This is a genomic window from Symploca atlantica LB2515 (genome assembly GCF_052546295.1).
Genome location: NZ_JBQWMT010000001.1, coordinates 1,917,236 through 1,935,308, shown reverse-complemented (window position 1 = coordinate 1,935,308; position 18,073 = coordinate 1,917,236). Strand labels below are relative to the sequence as shown.

The following is an 18,073-nucleotide window of genomic DNA, read 5'->3' as shown; positions in this document are numbered from 1 at the left end:
ATTTCCGATTAACTATTGGCACCGCCTAATTACACGCTATCAGTGACGCTGCTAAAGTTAAACTCCTTAACCCGCACTCCTGGTACTACACTGCTACCAAAGCGCTCTACTGTACTCAAACCATCTACATCCCGTAGCATGTTAGGTAGGCTTTGATTAAAGCGCAGGTTTTTGATGGGGTAAGCAATTTGACCATCTTCAATCCAGAATGTGCCGTCGCGGGTCATGCCTGTTACTTCGAGGGTTCGGGGGTTGACATCACGCACGTACCAGGAGCGGTTTACCAGAATACCTCGCTCGGTTTGGGCAATTAATTCTGAGAGACTTGGCTCTGAACCTGTCATCACCAGAGGAAACATAAAACCAGTTGGTTCTTTCCCTTGCTGGGCTGCCCAGTAGCGGCTGTAGGATAAGGCTTGGGGAATGCCGTCTTTAATAACATCTGTGTATTGATTACTCAAGCCATCACCAAAGCAAGTACCTAACTGCAATAGAGGGTAAGCAGGATTACGCTGTACTTGTACCAAAGGGCTAAACATCTGCTCACCGATGCGGTTGCCTACAGGTTTACCTGCCTCGTCGGTGCGGGACATAAAAGTTCGTCCCTCATCTGCGGCTCTAGCATCTAGGTGCCACACCAACCAGGTGAGTAAAGTTACGAAGGCAGCACCGTCAAAAACTACTGGGTAGTTGCCTGGAGTAATTTCGCGAGGCTGGCGTGAGGCAAAAGCCCGCTCAATGAGCTGCTCAGTGAGTGCTTCTATGGGTAATTGGTCGATGGCAAAAGCCGTGCGTTGACGCCAACTTGAGCCATCTGCAATGCGAGCAGTAAAACTAAAATCTGCCTCTGTACTTTGATTGAAAGTTCGCAAACCCCGTGAATTACCTAATGCCCGCAAGGAAGCTTCTGTACTCAAGGTGCCGGAACCCTCAACCCCTGCTTGAGAACTCAAAGCACATACCTGCTGCACAATTTCTCCTCGTTTGAGGGGGGAGAGGGTGGCAGTTTTGATGTCAAAAGCTGGGGTGCGCTGCTCGTAATCTTGGGGTTCTAGTAGAGGCACCCATTCGGGATCTTCTGGAGCAATGCGAGCAAGTTCTTCAGAGCGTCGGATAGTTTCTGTAATTGCCTCTGGCTCTAGTTCTGTTGTGGAGGAAGAGGCGCTACGCTTGCCGAAGTAGCTGGTAATGGAGAGGTTGAAGCGATTTTTACTAATATTTTGGCTAATTTGATTTTCTGAAAAGCGACTGAGGGCTTCTTCGCTGGCATTGAGGCTGACAAAGACGCCTTCGGCTTGGGATTGTTTAATGGTGGAGTCTACTAAAGAGAGGGCTTTGTCTTGGCTGAGGAGTGTGGGAGATGGGGCTAGAGTCATTAGATTGTCGCTCTTGCTGGGAAATTGAGAGAATTAGGGGTTAATCCAGAGGCAATTTAGATTTCAACCCTTCAAGGGTAGCACTATAAAGGGTGACGAAACTTGCCTCATTAATCGGTTGATTACTATTCTGTGTCGCCGCCACACAATAAGTTTTGCCGTCTTTAGCTTCTAACCATGTAGTGAGGTTGTATACCCCAGGTTCAGAACCACCTTTGAAGGCAACCCTCTGCCAGTCTTCGGGATTTGCCAAACCAGGATTAATGCTCATTAACGGCAGGGGAGCGACTTTTGCCATCAAGCTGCACAGTTCACGCATACTGAAAAACCACTCTACATCCAGTGCTAGTGGCTCACCGTTAAATAGTTCTACATTGGGTAAGGGTGCTTCCTTTAACTGTTGGAGGATTTGCCGGCGCTTAGCAATATCGCTACGCTGATAGCGCGAGAGTAACTCTTGATTTTGAGGATTTTTCAAGGCAAAAGCTTCGCGAGTTGTCAAAAAAGGACGATTGCGAGTCGAAAAGTTTTCTACCTGCTCTCTACCTAAAATGTAGATCAAAGCATCAGTAGCAGTATTGTCACTCAGAGAAATCATCAGACTGGCTAGGGTTTGCAGAGTCAGGGGTGAATTATCTGGCCAAGTCTGTAGTATCCCACTAGGCAAACTTTTCCATTGCGGCTGAAGTTCCACCACATCTCGCCAGGAACGCTGACTAGCAGCAATTTGCTCTTGCAATAGCGCTAAAACTGCCAGCTTGAAGGCTGAACCTACTGCTAGGGGTTGATCGGCGTTGAGTTCTGCCAGGGTGGAGTTTCCTTGCATCACTAAGAAACTTACCTCACCAGGTAGCTTCTCAAATGCTGCTACTGCCTCACTAAGACTAATGCTTTGAGTTACTGGGGGTTTGAAGAGAAGTAAAGAAATTTTCCCTTCAGCGTCAAGGGTAATTTGGGTGGGAACACTCCCTTTCTCAAAAACTACTCGATAATCTTTGCCTTCTGTCTGAACTTGTTGGTAAGAACCCAAGGTTTGTTGGATATTGGTAAGGATGCGATCGATTTGAGGCAGGGGAATTTGCCTAAGAAAAGCATCGGCAAACCAATCTCTCTGGGGTTCGCTGCTGGTAAACAGCCGTTCGAGGACAACACTTGGGGATGGTTCTCCAGCTAAGGCTATGTCGGAGGGATTCATTAGCTGTAGTTGGAAGGAAAATATGAGAGTCAGCAGTATCCTAGCAATGAGCTTAGTCATATTTTGCTATAAGTTCTTGGGCTGAGATCAAGTAGAGATTAAGAAGCACCTCCCAGTTGAATATCCCGCACTCGTACAGGCACGCAAGCATGAGTCATCTGTGCTATCTGCATTGGCTCACCTTTACCACACATATTAGTGCCACACTGCTGCAACTCAGAAGCTGGGCCAATCGCATCGATACGATTCCAAAAATCAGTAGTCATGCTGTGGTATGTCACATCTTTGAGCATGCCCACGACTTTCCCTTTCTCCACCTTCCAGAAGGCATCTCCCCCAAACTGAAAGTTACGCCGCTGTTGGTCGATGGAATAACTACCAATACCATCAATTAAAATACCGTCTTCTGTGTCGGCAATCATTTCCTCTAACGTTGCCGTATGACTGCCGCCATCTGGCCCCGGTTCTAGTCCAAGATTGGGAATGCGTACCATGGGCACACTCGACCAACTATCAGCGTAAGCGCTACCGTTACTGCTGTCGCGACCCAGGCGATAGGCTGTCTCGCGGTCGGTGAGGTAGTCTACTAACATGCCATCTTTGACAAGATACCAGTCTTGTGATTTAGTACCTTCATCGTCATAGCCCATAGTACCGCGTCCCCCTGGTTGGGTACGGTCGGCTTTGAAGTTAACCCAGGGTGCAGCGTACTGCAATTTGCCTAATTTGTCAGTGGTGGCAAAGCTAGTACCAGCAAAGTTGGCTTCGTAGCCGTATACCCGATCTAATTCTGTGGGGTGTCCGACGGATTCATGGATAGTTAACCAGAGATTGGTCGGTTGGAGAATCAGAGTGCCACGGATGCCAGAAGGGCCCTTGGGAGCATTAACTTTAGCGATCGCTTCTTCGGCTACCCTTTCCACCTGACTTAAGAGGTCAGTTGCGTTAACATGCTCATAGCCGATATTTAGGGGAGGGCGTTCGTAGCTGCGGCTTTGAGCATCGCCGTTGGCAACAGCAGTACACCCCATACCCGGATAAGAGCGGTAAATTGTTTGTTGAATTAAAGAGCCTTCGGTGGAAGCAAAGGTTTTGTCTTCACGGGTAAAACGCAGGTAGGAGAAGACTTTCTTAATTCCCCGTTCTCCGTAACCGAGCAACTGCTGATTAATATTTAACAGCAAGTCTGCTTTTTCGGTAATCGGTACGGAAAAAGGGTCAATCTCAATGGGAGTGATGTAGGTATCGCGGTAGGCTGCTACTGGGGTCAATTGCACTCGTGTTCGTTGAGAGAGACGACTGCCTTTAGCCATTTCCACCGCTAAGGCGACAATTCTTGTCACTTCGGCAGGGTTTTTATGTGGACTAGCGGCGAATCCCCAGGCACCATCCAGTAGTACTCTGACGCCAAAACCAGAACTAACATTATCGGAGAGTTGAGTCAAAGAGCGATCGCGTGCGGAGAGATTCTGATTCCGGTAAGTACAAAAACGAACATCCCCGTATTCGCAACCGGCTTGGCGAATTAAATCAATTACTAAGGTGGCTAGATCAGTCGTAGTAGTGGGTGCTGGTGCTTGTACCATATTGTGATTTTTTTTGAGAGTTAATTAACTAGGTTGGCATTAATATTTGTCGTTGAGAAAGAAGACAGGGAGAAAGGTATCTCTTGCTGATTCAAGCCGCTGTATTGAGCCAGTTGTTGACACGAGTATAAAGGGAATTGGCAACTTGTTTAAGCTGCTGCTGACGTTGCCACTTTTGGAAAGATCGTTGGTATTCTTCGCCTTCTGACTGATAAGTACTCCAAGCACTGAGTCCTAAACCTAATCCCCAAAATAACAGGATGTATAAAGACCAAGAAAGCTGACCTGAAGTAAGTAGGTTTAGGCATACCAAAAAAATATTGACTATTAAATATTTGCCAAAATTTCTTTGCAATTTTCGGTGACGGTAGCTGTTAAATTGATCGCGCTTTTGCTGGTCTTTTTGTTGAACCAGCCACTCTTGTTGTGCTAGTTGCAAGCTCTCAGTTGAAATACATAATTCGGCAGCAATTTCCACAAGCTGCTCATGGGAAAAATCGCCGCCTTCAACCTGATGGGCGATTGCCAAATTGAGGATTTGCTGGATTTCTTCCTGCTTATAGGAGCGGGTGATTTGAGTTTCAAAGACAGACATGATTTACTTAATTATTTATATTGGTAACGCCTGAGGTGCCTATCAACCTGATGCCGCCCAAGGTCTCTTGAGTCTATCGAAAAGGTCTAATAGATAGTTGAAATCGCAGATACAGATGTAGACCAGCTAGCAGATAAACACGAACATCGTGGTGATTACTGCTAAGATTTTCAGGGTTTTTCGGGTAAACTCAAGAGAGTATTGCTTATTCTATTATGCCGATGCTCACTGGCAAGGAGCAAGGAGTTTAATTCTCAAAACCGAACCCCAGTGGACGGTTCTTACTACATTAGGTAGATGAAGAAAATATTTACATTTCGTTACGATAGAAGAGTATAAATGCAAACGAAATTGAGCAAACGTCTTAGATATAAAACTCTGAGGAAATCTGTATGAACGGTAGCATTCGTATTGGTAAATTATTTGGAATTCCCTTCTATGTACATCCGTCTTGGTTTTTAGTCTTGGGTCTGATGACCTTCTCTTATGGAGGCTACTTAACCGGTATCTTCCCCGGATTAGGGGGGCCTTTGCCTTGGGTACTAGGATTTGTTGCCGCCTTATTGCTATTTGCCTCCGTCTTGGCCCATGAACTAGGACACAGCTTTGTTGCTATCAGCCAGGGAATCGAAGTCAAAGCAATTACCCTCTTTCTGTTTGGTGGTTTGGCTAGTCTAGAGAAAGAGTCCAAGACTCCAGCCGAGGCATTCTGGGTAGCGATCGCTGGACCAGTAGTCAGTATAGTAATCTTTGGTCTGTTGAGTGCTGTTAGTGTTACCACCGCGATCTCTGGGCCCTTAGCGGCGCTGTTGGCAATGGTCGCTTATATCAACTTAGTACTGGCGCTATTTAACCTAATCCCTGGCTTACCGCTGGATGGAGGCAACATCCTCAAGTCGGTTGTCTGGAAGATTACTGGTAATCCTTATAAAGGGGTAGTCTTTGCTAGCCGCGTCGGTCAGTTTTTGGGTTGGGCGGGGATCGCCCTGGGGTTACTCTCCGTCTTGGGTATCAGTAACTTCGGTAGTTTCTGGACTCTGTTAATTGGTTGGTTCCTCTTGCAAAATGCTGGTCGTTCTGCCCAAGCTGCGACGATTCAAGATCAGCTAACGGCTTTGAAAGCAGAAGATGCCGTAATTCCCAACAGCCCTGTTGTCTCCGATAAGTTATCTCTGAGGGAGTTTGCTAACCAATATATTATTGGTAAAGCCCAATGGCGCAAGTTCCTAGTCACCGATGAGGAAGGTCAATTACTGGGTGGGATCGCTGTTGATGACATGAGGGCGATTCCTACTTCTGATTGGCCAGTAACTACAGTCAGAGAACTGATGAAGCCTGTTGACCATTCCACAACAGTTCAGTCTGACCAATCATTGCTAGAAGTGGTCACGCTTTTAGAAAGAGAGAAGCTAAGTCAGTTACCTGTGGTTCGTGCCAACGGCGTACTGGTAGGAATTTTGGAAAAATCCTCTATTGTCCAAGTACTTGAGAAAAGAACACAAGCTAAGCCTGCTTAAGCGTTAGCCCCTGCTCTCCTTAACCAACATCTCCCTCAGACTGAACAATAAATGTCCGAGGGCGTTTTTTTGGGAAAGTAAAGGAAGTTTAGCCTAGTGCTGTGTTGCTGTACTCTCTGGCGTAATTATTAATTTGTAACCGGGCTTTAGTCTTTCTTGTGGTTAGAGTAGCCAAGTTTTATTAGCAAAATCAGCTGGCCTTTCGCTTTCTTTTTGAATTGGTCTTTCATAGGTATGGGGCAGTTGACGCCTCTGGGCTTGGAGGGGTTCTTTGGCTTTTTTCGGGATATTGATATTATCTTTTTTCAAGCTATTAATTTCTTGAGTCAACTTTTCATTGGCTTTTGCTAGTTGGGTAGCGGCTTCTTTCGCTTGAAATAGTTCCGTCTTGAGCTGGTCTATATTTCCTCGTTCTTTTTGCAGTTTTTCTAAAAATTCTTGTTGTTGTTTTAAACTGCTTTGCAAGTCAGTAATTTGTTCTTGCAAGGAGCTTTCTCTTTTGTTGGCTTCTTCCAGAGACTCTTTTAAATCAGTTAAATCAGTAAAAGTTTTTTCTGAATTTTGTGCTTCTTCTAGGGCCGTTCTCAATTCTTTTACTGTGGCTTCTAACTGAGCTTTAGTCTGATTTGAACGACTTGCACTACTTGATGTTTGCCTATTCATTGTTGATGCTTCAGTATCCTTATCTAAAATTGCTTCTTCGGTGGTATCTTGAAGTGTTCCTAATTTATCTTCTGGAGATTTCCCCACCTCTTGACGTAAGAGTTCTGTTAAACTTTTCTTAGCCATTAGTTCCCCCAATAACTTTGTAGTTCATCAGCGACACGGCGGTAGTCCGCCTTAGCTTCATTGGCATTTTTACCTCGCCATTGGCTGATTGGCACGCCTTCAAGCGCTGCTCGTTCGTGGCTTTTGTAAGTCCTGATCAAGGCACTGAAAGCAGGAACTCCCAGCTCAATGAGAGTCTTTTGCGCCTCTAGCGCTTCCCTGAGACTACGGGAGTCTACCCTGGTTAAAAGCACCCGATGAGCTACCCCCACGGGTACAATTGCTTCTCGCACTGTCTCGACTAGCGCAGCTAAGTCCATCGGTGCAGGGGGCGTGGGCAAAACCAAATAATCAGCGATCGCAATTACTGCGGCCAAGGCTTCAGAACGCAGTGCTGGCGGTGTGTCCACCACTGCAAAATCATAACCTTTTATCTTCCTTAATTCACTCAAAAGTGCTGGATCTGTCTCTTGGGTAAGGTCAAAGCCCATGTTTTTTTTACCACGCTTAGCCCACCAAGAAAAGCTGCCCTGAATATCTGTATCTACAGCTAAAACTTTATGTTTTTCTGAGAGTATCCCTGATAATGCCATAGCTGTTGTGGTTTTCCCAACACCACCTTTGCCATTAGCTACAACGATTATCTTGGGGGACGATGACATTTAAGATTTTCCTCTGTATCAAGATCATTTTAACAAACTAGCGTTCCCAAGCTGACATATTTTTGATAAACAGAGGTTTTGGGTTTTTAACTTTCAATCGTAAGAAGTCTCTCACCTACCCGCAAGGGATGTGGTGTTAGTTTAGCAGGGCGTTAGCCCAATGAATTACGAATCAGGTTTATGGTAAAGTTACCTATTAGGTGTAATCCAATTGAATGCAGAAGTGCACCCTACAAAATAAAGAGAACCTTTGCCATCAACGAAAGACCGTGAGACGCACGGCTTAAAAGCTCAGTCAATGTCTTCAAAGAAGAGTCGCTGAGAAGCCTACAGTTACTCGGAGAGAGAAGCGTAAGTACGTCACAAGATTACAGACTTAGCCTTTATCAGACACGCCTCGATGCTTAACCCCCCATTCATGCATTGAGGCAATAATTGGTTTAAGACTCTCTCCTAAAGGAGTTAGTGAATATTCTACTTTCGGAGGCACTTGTAGGTAAACTTCGCGATGCACAACACCATCTGCCTCCATTTCCCGCAGTTGCTGAGTTAGCATTTTTTGGGTAATGCCGTGTAAAGCTCGATGTAGCTGCCCGAAACGCCTTACACCTAGAAACAATTCCCTGAGAATCAAAACTTTCCAGCGTCCACCAATCACCTGAAGAGTGGTTTCTACAGGACAACTCGCTTTCTTGCTATTTTCTAGTTTGTTGCTCATAGTATCTTTTTGGGTACTACCTTACTTTAAAGTGCATACTTTACATAAATTCTATACTAATAATAAACTTGAAATATGCAAAACATCTGCATACAAACTGTTACTAACAAAAGTACAAAAAACCAATGAATAAACCTGTTATTGCTGACAAAAAACCTGCGGTGATGCCACTAAAAGCTGGTACTTACTACTGGTGTAGTTGCGGTCAATCGCCAACTCAACCTTTTTGTAACGGTTCCCATCAAGGAACTGAATTTACACCGCTAGCTTTTGAGGTAACTGAGCAAAAACAGGTAGCACTTTGCAACTGCAAACATACTAGTAACCCTCCCTATTGTGACGGTGCTCATAGCAAACTTTAAGTAGCAACTTCAAGGTGTTATAGTCAGCAGCTACTTAAGAAAGTGAGTGTCACTAAAGGGGAGGAATAAGCTTAAATAGAAGATAAAGATGATTACAATTCGTCAAGCTCAAGATCGAGGACACGCTAATCATAGTTGGCTGGATACTTACCATACATTTTCCTTTGCCAACTATTACGATCCCCAGCAGATGGGATTTCGCTCTTTGCGGGTAATTAACGAAGATCGCATTAGCCCAGGTGCTGGTTTTGGGAAACATGGACATCGTGATATGGAAATTATCACCTATGTCCTGGCGGGGGCGCTAGAACATAAAGACAGCATCGGTAATGGTTCAGTGATTTACCCCGGCGATGTGCAGCGCATGAGTGCTGGTACAGGTATTATGCATAGCGAGTTTAATCACTCCCAAAGCGAACCAGCTCACTTCTTGCAAATTTGGTTACTACCAGATACTCAAGGAGAGCCACCAAGCTACGCACAACAAAACTTTGGCTTAGCAAAAGAGCCTGGTAAACTGCGGTTAGTTGCCGCTAGAGATGGGCGAGAGGGTGCACTGAGCATTAAGCAGGATGCAGATTTATCTGCTGCCGTTTTAGAGAAGGGCGATCGCATTTCCTATACTTTAAAGCCTCAACGTCATGCTTGGGTGCAAGTAGCGCGTGGTGCCATTACCCTGAACGAGTTGCCCCTAAACACCAGTGACGGAGCAGCGATTTCCCAGGAAACAGATGTCGTGATTGAAGCTAGAGAAAATTCTGAGATTCTGCTGTTTGATCTTGCCTAGGGAGGTATTGAGTTTTCTCTTAAACAAGTTAAACTCCAGTTTGTACTCAGAAAATAAGCTCTGGAATCTAGGTAGGTAGATGTAAACAAACGCAAGTTAAATAGGGTAGTTTAGGCAAATAAAACTGGCAATAGAGAAAACTTTATGCGCTGATCTGCCCTGCCAATTATTGGGTGTTCTTACATCTACCTATTAATTAACTAATAGCTTGCTTAATTTGGGAGGGATTCAGAACAAGATGACAATTGAAATGCAACCGACAGTTAACTTGAAAGCCGCTATTGAGCAGCGTCGTGCAGCTCGCTCTTTTCTTGCGGATCCAATTCCCGAAGCTGTTTTAGAAGAGGTTTTTCGCTTAAGTTTACGCGCACCTTCCGGTTACAATTTGCAACCCTGGCGGTTTGTGGCAGTAAGAGAACAAGAGAATAAAGATAAGCTACAAGCTTGTGCCTTTAATCAGCGTCAGGTTGGTGAAGCACCCGTAGTTTTAATTTGTTGTGGCGATCGCCGTGTCCAAGAAAAAGATTATATTGAATCGGTAATCCAGTTAGGGAAAGAGCAAGGCGCAGTTAATCAGGATTATGCTAATCATATGCGCTCAGCAATTCCTCAGTTATTTGAAAATAAGACGTCCTTTGAGGCTCTAGAAGCGTGGACAAATCGCCACACCATGCTAGCCGTAGCTCATTTAATGATAGTAGCCCAAAGTTTTGGTGTAGACACCTGTCCGATGGAAGGATTTGCCTCTGCTCAAGTCAAGGAGGCGTTTAATATTCCTGCTGAGGTGGATGTGTGCTGTTTGTTGGCAATGGGTTATGCCGCAGAACCCTTTAAACAGTATGGTGGACGCTTCGCAATTGACCAAGTTTTCTCTGCTGAGAGTTTCGGAGAGTCATTCAAACTATAGCTGAATCGCACTAATTAAAGCGGAAATTAGTTGTTTGTCATTAAAAACCCTGCTTGGGGGGACTTCCCCCCAAAACCCCTGCACAAGGATCGATCTGTTGACATGAATTTTTCTTATACCAATTTCCTAGATATTGGCTACAAATATTTTTCTAAGTAATCAGTATGTAGCATGCTAAATTAATAAGTAAACTCCCAATTAAATAAACATCTAATTCGCTAGTTTTCTAAATTCCTCAAGCCGTAGTCAGAACGTTTAATTAACTTGAGCTTATCCTTAATTACCTCAACAATTATTGCTCTTTATTTGCTTATTTGACTGTTGATTCAGCATACTATGTACTGAAGAACTATAAAAAATTAGGCTCTTTACTGCCTCACTCCAACCACCAGGTTGGGTTTTTTTACTAGAGGTTAAATCTTTGGTATTTTCTCTTGGTCGTATCTTAGTCAACCTGCTCGCAGTGGCTTAGCTCAATTTTCCCCCGTCGATTAGCTATTGGTAACTACCCTCAAATCAAGAAGATTGTTGAGCAGTCTACCTAAATGATTATTTCATTGGGTTGACAAATTAACAGAAAAATAGCTCAAACATCTATCAATTGGAGGGTGATTTACAACAGCCAACTTTGGTAAAAATGACAGTGGACGCATTATTAAGTTTCTTTAAGACGTTATGGTTTCAGCTAAACAAAACAATCTTTCTCAAGTACTCTCCGAATCTACCCAAAAGACAGTGCAAGCCTTTGACGGTTTAGGCACAGACGATAAATTAGCACTGCTTTACTACATCTACAAAAAAATGGGGGATTCGATCACACCAGCCGCCCCCACAGCTGCTGATCCAGAATTAGCTCCTACACTGCTAGGAGACTTCTACGACATGTCTGATGACGAGCAACTGGCTGCAATGCGAGCGATCGCTAATGGTGAAGAGACAGAACTCTCCCGCGCTTACGGAGGACTACGCCCCAATAATCAGCTAGTAGTTTGGTACGCCTGGGCGAAAGGAATGGGTGATACAGTCGTAGATCTGCCCTCAGATTATAAAGCCACAAAAGCAGTTAAAGAGGCCTTGTCTCACATTGAAAATCTAGAATTTGAAGAACAAATTTCAGTGTTGCGCCAGGTAGCCTCCAACATGGGCTATAGCGAAGTTGGTTCGGTTCCTAGCCAAGAAGAAACCGGTAAGACACCAAGTCTTTAGGTAATATCTGAGCTACTGCCGCCCCCTTTCTGACAAGCTAGTGAAACGTAGTGTCTTAAGTTAGGGGGCACGATAAATAATTTAGGGGCGTTGCATAATTAAGGAGGACAAGAAGGAAATTAATTGCCAACAATCTCCTCTAGGCAATGCCAGTTTAAGAATAAGCTTTAGTTCCATCGAAATTAGCAGAATTCGACGTAAAATATTAACTAACTAAAAAAGCAGAGCAGACCAAAAAAACAACAAAATATTGCCTCGTCTCTAGTCGAAAATCTCTGCAATAACACTCCAACAAAAAAAGCCTATGGTGCCTTTACGGGACGAAAATCCGATTAAAATCACTCCTTATGTGACCTATGCTCTGATTGCCATTAATGTTTTTGTTTTTATTTATGAGCTGACTCTAGCTGGGCCCCAGCTAGATGGTTTTTTCCATCTTTTTGCTGTTGTTCCTAGGGAGCTAACAGCTAGTTTCAGTGGTATTACTGTAAACCAGCCAGTGCCGGAGGCTGTGACGTTGGTTACTTCCCAGTTCCTTCATGCTGGTTTTATGCATGTTGGTTTCAATATGTTGTTTCTTTGGATTTTTGGTAACAATATTGAAGAGGAACTGGGCGGTTTTAATTACTTAGTTTTCTATTTAATTTGTGGTGTGTTGGCGGCTCTAACCCAGTGGTTTTTTTCGGCTCATTCAGCAATTCCCTCTTTGGGTGCTAGTGGTGCCGTGGCTGGGGTGATGGGTGCTTATATTCTCAAGTTTCCTGATGCTAAAGTAGTAACCTTAATTCCCCTTGGTTTCTTTTTTCCTACTTTTAGAATCCCCGCCGTCTTTTTCCTGGGTTTCTGGTTTTTGGAACAAGCCCTCAACGGATTAACCATGCTGGAAGCCCAATCTCAGGTTGGTATGGAAGCTGGCGGCGTTGCTTACTGGGCTCATGCCGGGGGTTTTATCTTCGGAGCAATTCTAGGACCAATGTTAGGATTGTTTTCTGATAAATCCGAGCGCCCTTCAGTAGGATAAAAAACTGCAGGTTTAGGTTTTTTCCCTGACTAGGGACGCACAGTTAGCGTCCCTAAATTTATCAAATTAAATGGCGATCGCTTCTAGGGCAACTGACAAACTACTCAAGAACTTTCTCGTCTGCCTCAATTAGGGCTTCCTGCATTAAGGGCGAGAGATTCTCGTTGAGACGGCCAGAACGAATAAATTCTGCGTAGGTATCCGCTTCAATATTTAACATGGTTTCTTGCACTTGTTCTAAATCAACTTGTTGTAGTTTGGGATGTTTCTTGAGTAATTGCTCAAGATTGTCTTTAATACCTCTAAGCTGTCCTTCTACAAGTGTTATCTGATAACGTCCAAATTCAGCATCAATTTCGTCGCTATTTATTGCCTGTAGGAGATAGTTCTTGACTCGATTGAGAGCAACACGACGGGCAAGCACTTCGGAATATTCCTGACGTAGAGGTTGATCACCAATTAAATTCAGTTTGTTTAATAAAAATTTGGTGGTCAAACCTTGGGCAAGGAGAGTAAATAGTACTACGCCAAATACCGTATCAATAATATCTTGTCGCCCGTCTAAAACAACCGGTACACTCAAGGCAATGGCAATAGATACAGAACCCCGCAGCCCCCCCCACCAAAGTACTGTTTGTTTTTGCCAACTGATGTTAGATTTTGCCAACCGATTACTGATCGCTCCCAACCCATAAATTGCGATCGCTCTTGTTAGTAATACTGCACCAATAGCCACGGCAATCAAGTCTAAATTCTGCCCCAAATTGTCAAAGTTTATTTGATCACCAATCAGCAAAAAGACAATTGAGTTGACAAAAAAGGCTAAAAAGTCCCAAAACTCAGAGACAATTAACCTGGTACGGGGGTTCATACCAATTCGGGAGCCAAAATTACCTAAAACTAAGCCCACTGTCACTACCCCAATGACGCCGGAACCACCTAGTTCCTCGACAATTAGATAAGTGCCATAAGCTGAAACTAAAGTTAGAGATTGTTCAACTAAGGGTAAATCAAAGCGTTGGGTGAGGAAGGATATGCCAAAACCGACTAAACAACCAACACCTATACCAATCCCCACAAAAGCAAAGAAACGAGCAACACTCGTCGAAACGGCAAATTCCTCTGTTCCCAGGGGTAACCCTACCAACAAACTAAAGGCAACGACCGCTACCCCATCATTAAATAAGCTTTCCCCCTCCATTAGAGTTTTGAGGCGTTTATCAGCACCCAAATCCCGGAACAGGGCAATTACTGAAACCGGATCAGTGGCAGAAAGACTTGCCCCGACTAACAAGGCAGTCGTCAGTGGCAAACTGGTTAGCTGGCTGATGGAGAAGGCAATGCCAACCACTGAAATTACCACGCCAATGATGGCAAACAGACTCACTGGCACTAAATCTCGCTTCAAGTCGCGCCAACGAATATTCCAAGCAGCTTCAAATAGTAGGGGGGGTAGAAAAATCTCCAGAATCAGTTCTGGTGACAAATTGACTAATCGGACATCAACAAAAGCTAAACCTAACCCGACAATTACTAACAGTAATGTGTAGGGTATTTGGCGGAACCAGGCAAAAATGCGGGAGAGTGTGGCTACACTCAAAGAAACAGAGAGCACCAAGAGAAATTGCTCCAGGTTTTGCTCAATCGCAGCTTCGTTAATAGTTGATTCTAGGGACATGCACCGAACTCCAAGAAAATCAGCCGATTAAGGCTGGGTCTTTATTGTAAGGAGCAAATAATTTAAATTCAATTTTCTTTAAAAAGTTCCTTATCTTAGTAAGAGTGGGCAGTGCCCACCCTACTGCATTTTTACTGCCAGACAAATACCTTTGCTTCGTATCCTCCAATATCAATCATCATTTGGTTATCTCCGGCTTCTAGATCATAATCACCAGTCCACTCGTGCCAAGTGCCATTTTCTGGAAAGTTGGGAATGGTGTAACCGGCTAAGAAATTATCTGAAAAATTAGCCACCACGACAACGCGAGAACCCTGATCATTCCAACGGGTGTAGGCAATAACTTTGGCTTCTGAATCTTCATAGAAAAACTCGATATTCTCTGTGTAGAGAGCATGGTTGTTTTTCCTTAGACCAATCAAGCCTTTGCAATATTCCAACAGCCCTCGGTTACTATCGTTAGCTAGTAAATTCCAATCAATTTTAGATTGCTCAATCGAGTGGGGATGATAATCGGCAAACTCTTCCCCCATCCACAACAAAGGAATACCAACAGCCGTTGTTAGTAGGGCAATTCCTAACTTGATTCGTTGGAATGCTGCCTGATCAAAAATTTCTCGTTCTGCCAACTCCACCATTAAACGGGGATGGTCATGATTAGTTAGGTAATTCACTACATTAGTGGCACCCATGAACCCTTGGCGCTTGCAGTCGATGACATCTTTGAGACGCTCTAAATCAAAGGTATCACCGCAGATATGTTCTTTAACACTATGATAGAAACTATCGTGCCAGCAGCCATCCATCGGACCATCAACATTAGTAATGCTGGTAGTTTCGGGAATATGTTCGGCGATATTGTAATATGGTTTTGTTCCTGCAGTTTTTTTCGCTTCGTCAACAATCCAGTGCATGAAATCATAGTTGGCGATTTGCCGCGCTGCGTCGTAGCGAGTGCCATCAATGTGGTATTCAGTGATCCAGAAGCGTACTACATCACCGATGAACTTTCGGGCAGGATAAGTATCTAGTTTCTCGTCGTATAGTTCGTAGTTGAACTCCGGTCCCCAGTTGTTATCGGGGTCACGAGGGGAATGATGATACCAGTAATCGTGGTCAATCTGCGTCAGAGGACTTTCGGCTTCTGAGTGGTTGTAAATACCGTCCATAATCACGCGTATTCCACGGCTATGGCACTGATCAATCAGATGCTTTAATCCTTCTGTTGAACCATAGCTAGACTCAGTGGCAAAGAAATAGCGCGGATTATAGCCCCAACTATAATCTCCAGGATACTCTTTGATCGGCATCAGTTCAATGGCATTGATACCCAATTCGCAGAGGTAGTCTAACTTTTCCGTCACATGTTTATAGTTGCCCCGTGGGTAGGGGTCATCCTCGCCACCGGAGAAATCACCAACGTGCATTTCATAGATCACTAATTCATGATCGGGAGGCAGTGGTTTGTCGTCATGCATCCAGACATAGGTATCAACAATCCGTTCGCCTCCTTTAACGCGTAACACGCAGTTTTGAGTGGGATTATCAATATCTGTGGCGTAGGGATCATTGACATCTACCCATTGGTCTGGTTCAAAAAACCAGGACCTGGATTGGACACGGAATTTGTACTGATAAGTTCCGTCTTCGAGTTCAACCTGAGTGCGGAAATAACCATCCTTACCCTTTTTCAGGGGAATTTCTTGCCAATCTGAGAAACAGCCAACTAATGCTGCTGCTTGATTGTAAGGAGCAAACAACTGAAACTCAATTTTACTTGTCATTAAACCCCCAGCCTTAACAAGAGGCTAAAAATTTTTTCGTAGATATCAGCGCATCATAATGGCAAAACGTAGCGCTCACATCAGTCTTGCGGCAGTGTACTCAGTTGCCGTTAATTTGATACTATGTAAAGTGACTTGTGGGACGCGCTATTCAGATTTTAATGGGACTTGTGGGAAATTAACTTGTTTAAACTCCACCTTCAATTCAGGTAATCCTTCTAGCTTTTCAAAGGGGTTATCTTCTGGTCTGGTAGGAACAAAAATTGTTAAGCCACCAGGAACACACTCAATATCAATGGGAGTTGTACCGACAATTTCTCCGTCCAGGACAACTTTTTGAGGTGGTTCGGTGCTTATTTTAAGACGTCTAGCCCTGAGATAGCCGATATCATCTCGCTCTGCCGCCTCGCCATTAACAGCGCTTTGCAGTAGATGGTAAGAAGCTGCGATCGCTCCGGCTCGATTTTCTGGTGCTACTACGGTTAAATCTAGCATACCATCGTCAAAGACAATCCCTGCCGGCCCTTGAGCTAAAATTGAGGTCGCTGGCGCTGCATTTGCCACTGTAATCGCTGAAGCTGTAAGGGTGATTTCTTTTTCCTCTGTCTCTATCTTCGCCTGAAAGGTTTCAAACTCCCGCAATTGCTGTAATCCAGACAGAATATAGGCTAGCATCCCCAAGCGGTTCTTTAACTCTCGTGAAGCGCCTTCTACTGTTTTGGCCTCAAACCCCACTCCGGCGAGTAATACCATTGGCTTGCCATTGCAGCAGGCTGTATCGACCACCCGTGTTTGTCCGTCTAAAATTGTCTGACAAGCGGCTTCAACCGTGTCAGGAATGCCTAAGGCGTTGGCAAAGGCGTTAGCAGTACCACGGGAAATCACACCCAAAGGAATGCCTGTTTTCACCAAGGCTTCGGCTGTAGCTGAAAGGGTGCCATCGCCTCCGGAAGCAATAATCACCTCAGCCCCACCTTCTATCGCTTCCCTGGCTAGTTGATCAGCACCAATGGCTTCAGTTGTCAAGCGGATATCCAGCTCAATTTCTTGTTCCAAAAGCGTCTTAATTAACGCTAAATCTTGGTCAGGGTCTCTTTGACCAGCAACTGGGTTGAAGATCAGACAAGCTGTGCGGGTCATCGTCTACTTCTCCTTAAAAGAAATAAAGTTGTTTTCCCCTAAGCAATTGTAGAATGTGGGGCAAGCAAGCCCACTACAGTGCTTTTGGTTGGCCTTTGATGAGTCACTAGTAACCTTAGTAGATCATCAAGTTGCCTTCTTCAAGAAGAGTCTCATTACAGCTACTGGACTGACTCCTCTTATAATAGACTCATCTTCTTTTAAATTGTTATGCTGCTTGCCTTGTACGGCACCTACTAGAAGGAATATTTCTCTTCTCTGTTGGCGAAGCGCTAGTTAATTTATCTATAGCAATCAAAGCTCGATTGTGAATATTGCCTATTTTATCTGTGTCTAGTTGTGGTTAATTTTTATAATCAATTATTGAGAAAATTTATAGTAAATCAACTGACATAAATAAACAGCGAAATTAGCTAAATTTTCTCCCTCAGATTATTGATTTAAAAAGCTGCCATAAAGATAGCTTGAAGTTGCTTTGAAAATTATTTTCGAGAGAGTTTTTGGGCTTGCTTATTAATTAATGTTTAATTGGGTAATATACCAACCAGCAAGTTGCACAAAGCCGCAATTGCTTCTATCACAGACCTCTCTAGTAAAACAGATTAATTAATGAAAAGTGCGATCGCTCAATTACTAAAGCTGCAAACCAGGCTGAGATTACTCTTAGTATAAATATTTCTTGCCAATTCTCACTTACCTTCTTGCCCTTGAGTTAGGATAGCAATCGTCTCCTAGGAAGTTACCAAAATAAATGTAATTTGTTGGTAACAA

At 44.1% G+C, this 18,073-nt stretch carries 16 protein-coding genes; 6 read left to right on the top strand and 10 right to left on the bottom strand.

The annotated features are described in order from the left end of the window. Positions 1–29: 29 nt before the first annotated feature. The 4 genes from ACT7WV_RS08180 to ACT7WV_RS08165 all read right to left on the bottom strand — a co-directional run bounded on the left by ACT7WV_RS08180 (position 30) and on the right by ACT7WV_RS08165 (position 4,752). Positions 30–1,376: a TldD/PmbA family protein gene (locus ACT7WV_RS08180; protein WP_445102431.1), complete on the bottom strand. Its 1,347-nt coding sequence runs from the start codon at positions 1,374–1,376 to the stop codon at positions 30–32. 40 nt (positions 1,377–1,416) lie between these two features. Continuing rightward, positions 1,417–2,631 carry a serine hydrolase gene (locus tag ACT7WV_RS08175; protein ID WP_445102430.1) on the bottom strand — a complete coding sequence of 405 codons (1,215 nt, stop codon included), beginning with the start codon at positions 2,629–2,631 and terminating at the stop codon, positions 1,417–1,419. 38 nt (positions 2,632–2,669) lie between these two features. Beyond that, positions 2,670–4,157 carry a TldD/PmbA family protein gene (locus ACT7WV_RS08170; protein WP_445102429.1) on the bottom strand — a complete coding sequence of 496 codons (1,488 nt, stop codon included), beginning with the start codon at positions 4,155–4,157 and terminating at the stop codon, positions 2,670–2,672. A gap of 91 nt (positions 4,158–4,248) precedes the next feature. Continuing rightward, the gene (locus ACT7WV_RS08165; protein ID WP_445102428.1) at positions 4,249–4,752 is read right to left on the bottom strand and encodes a 2TM domain-containing protein; all 504 of its coding nucleotides are present in this window, start codon (positions 4,750–4,752) and stop codon (positions 4,249–4,251) included. 392 nt (positions 4,753–5,144) lie between these two features. Here ACT7WV_RS08165 and ACT7WV_RS08160 point away from each other — a divergent pair, with 392 nt between their 5' ends. Next, positions 5,145–6,269 carry a site-2 protease family protein gene (locus ACT7WV_RS08160; protein WP_445102427.1) on the top strand — a complete coding sequence of 375 codons (1,125 nt, stop codon included), beginning with the start codon at positions 5,145–5,147 and terminating at the stop codon, positions 6,267–6,269. Between the two features lie 162 nt (positions 6,270–6,431). Here ACT7WV_RS08160 and ACT7WV_RS08155 read toward each other — a convergent pair whose 3' ends face one another. The 3 genes from ACT7WV_RS08155 to ACT7WV_RS08145 all read right to left on the bottom strand — a co-directional run bounded on the left by ACT7WV_RS08155 (position 6,432) and on the right by ACT7WV_RS08145 (position 8,417). Continuing rightward, complete coding sequence (locus ACT7WV_RS08155) at positions 6,432–7,058, bottom strand: hypothetical protein (protein ID WP_445102426.1); 627 nt, start codon at positions 7,056–7,058, stop codon at positions 6,432–6,434. Further along, a complete protein-coding gene (locus ACT7WV_RS08150; RefSeq protein ID WP_445102425.1) occupies positions 7,058–7,699 on the bottom strand; it encodes a ParA family protein in 642 nt (213 codons plus the stop codon). Before ACT7WV_RS08150 ends, ACT7WV_RS08155 begins: the two co-directional genes overlap by 1 nt. Positions 7,700–8,075: 376 nt before the next feature. Beyond that, a complete protein-coding gene (locus ACT7WV_RS08145; RefSeq protein WP_445102424.1) occupies positions 8,076–8,417 on the bottom strand; it encodes a winged helix-turn-helix transcriptional regulator in 342 nt (113 codons plus the stop codon). 125 nt (positions 8,418–8,542) lie between these two features. Between ACT7WV_RS08145 and ACT7WV_RS08140 the strand changes: the two genes are divergently transcribed. From ACT7WV_RS08140 to ACT7WV_RS08120, 5 genes are all read left to right on the top strand, one after another. After that, a complete protein-coding gene (locus ACT7WV_RS08140) occupies positions 8,543–8,779 on the top strand; it encodes a CDGSH iron-sulfur domain-containing protein (protein ID WP_445102423.1) in 237 nt (78 codons plus the stop codon). Between the two features lie 88 nt (positions 8,780–8,867). Beyond that, positions 8,868–9,566, top strand: coding sequence for a pirin family protein (locus tag ACT7WV_RS08135; protein WP_445102422.1), 699 nt, complete (start codon positions 8,868–8,870; stop codon positions 9,564–9,566). Between the two features lie 238 nt (positions 9,567–9,804). Beyond that, complete coding sequence (locus ACT7WV_RS08130) at positions 9,805–10,473, top strand: nitroreductase family protein (protein ID WP_445102421.1); 669 nt, start codon at positions 9,805–9,807, stop codon at positions 10,471–10,473. Positions 10,474–11,148: 675 nt separating this feature from the next. Then, complete coding sequence (locus ACT7WV_RS08125; protein ID WP_445102420.1) at positions 11,149–11,679, top strand: orange carotenoid protein N-terminal domain-containing protein; 531 nt, start codon at positions 11,149–11,151, stop codon at positions 11,677–11,679. A gap of 304 nt (positions 11,680–11,983) precedes the next feature. Continuing rightward, positions 11,984–12,700 carry a rhomboid family intramembrane serine protease gene (locus ACT7WV_RS08120; RefSeq protein ID WP_445102419.1) on the top strand — a complete coding sequence of 239 codons (717 nt, stop codon included), beginning with the start codon at positions 11,984–11,986 and terminating at the stop codon, positions 12,698–12,700. Positions 12,701–12,800: 100 nt separating this feature from the next. Here ACT7WV_RS08120 and ACT7WV_RS08115 read toward each other — a convergent pair whose 3' ends face one another. The 3 genes from ACT7WV_RS08115 to ACT7WV_RS08105 form a co-directional block, all read right to left on the bottom strand. Beyond that, positions 12,801–14,378, bottom strand: coding sequence for a cation:proton antiporter (locus ACT7WV_RS08115; protein ID WP_445102418.1), 1,578 nt, complete (start codon positions 14,376–14,378; stop codon positions 12,801–12,803). 131 nt (positions 14,379–14,509) lie between these two features. Further along, on the bottom strand, positions 14,510–16,162 hold the full coding sequence (locus ACT7WV_RS08110; protein WP_445102417.1) for an alpha-amylase family glycosyl hydrolase: 1,653 nt from the start codon (positions 16,160–16,162) through the stop codon (positions 14,510–14,512). A gap of 147 nt (positions 16,163–16,309) precedes the next feature. After that, positions 16,310–17,302 (bottom strand): YegS/Rv2252/BmrU family lipid kinase, encoded by a 993-nt coding sequence (locus ACT7WV_RS08105; RefSeq protein ID WP_445102416.1) that lies wholly within the window; start codon positions 17,300–17,302, stop codon positions 16,310–16,312. Positions 17,303–18,073: the final 771 nt, after the last annotated feature.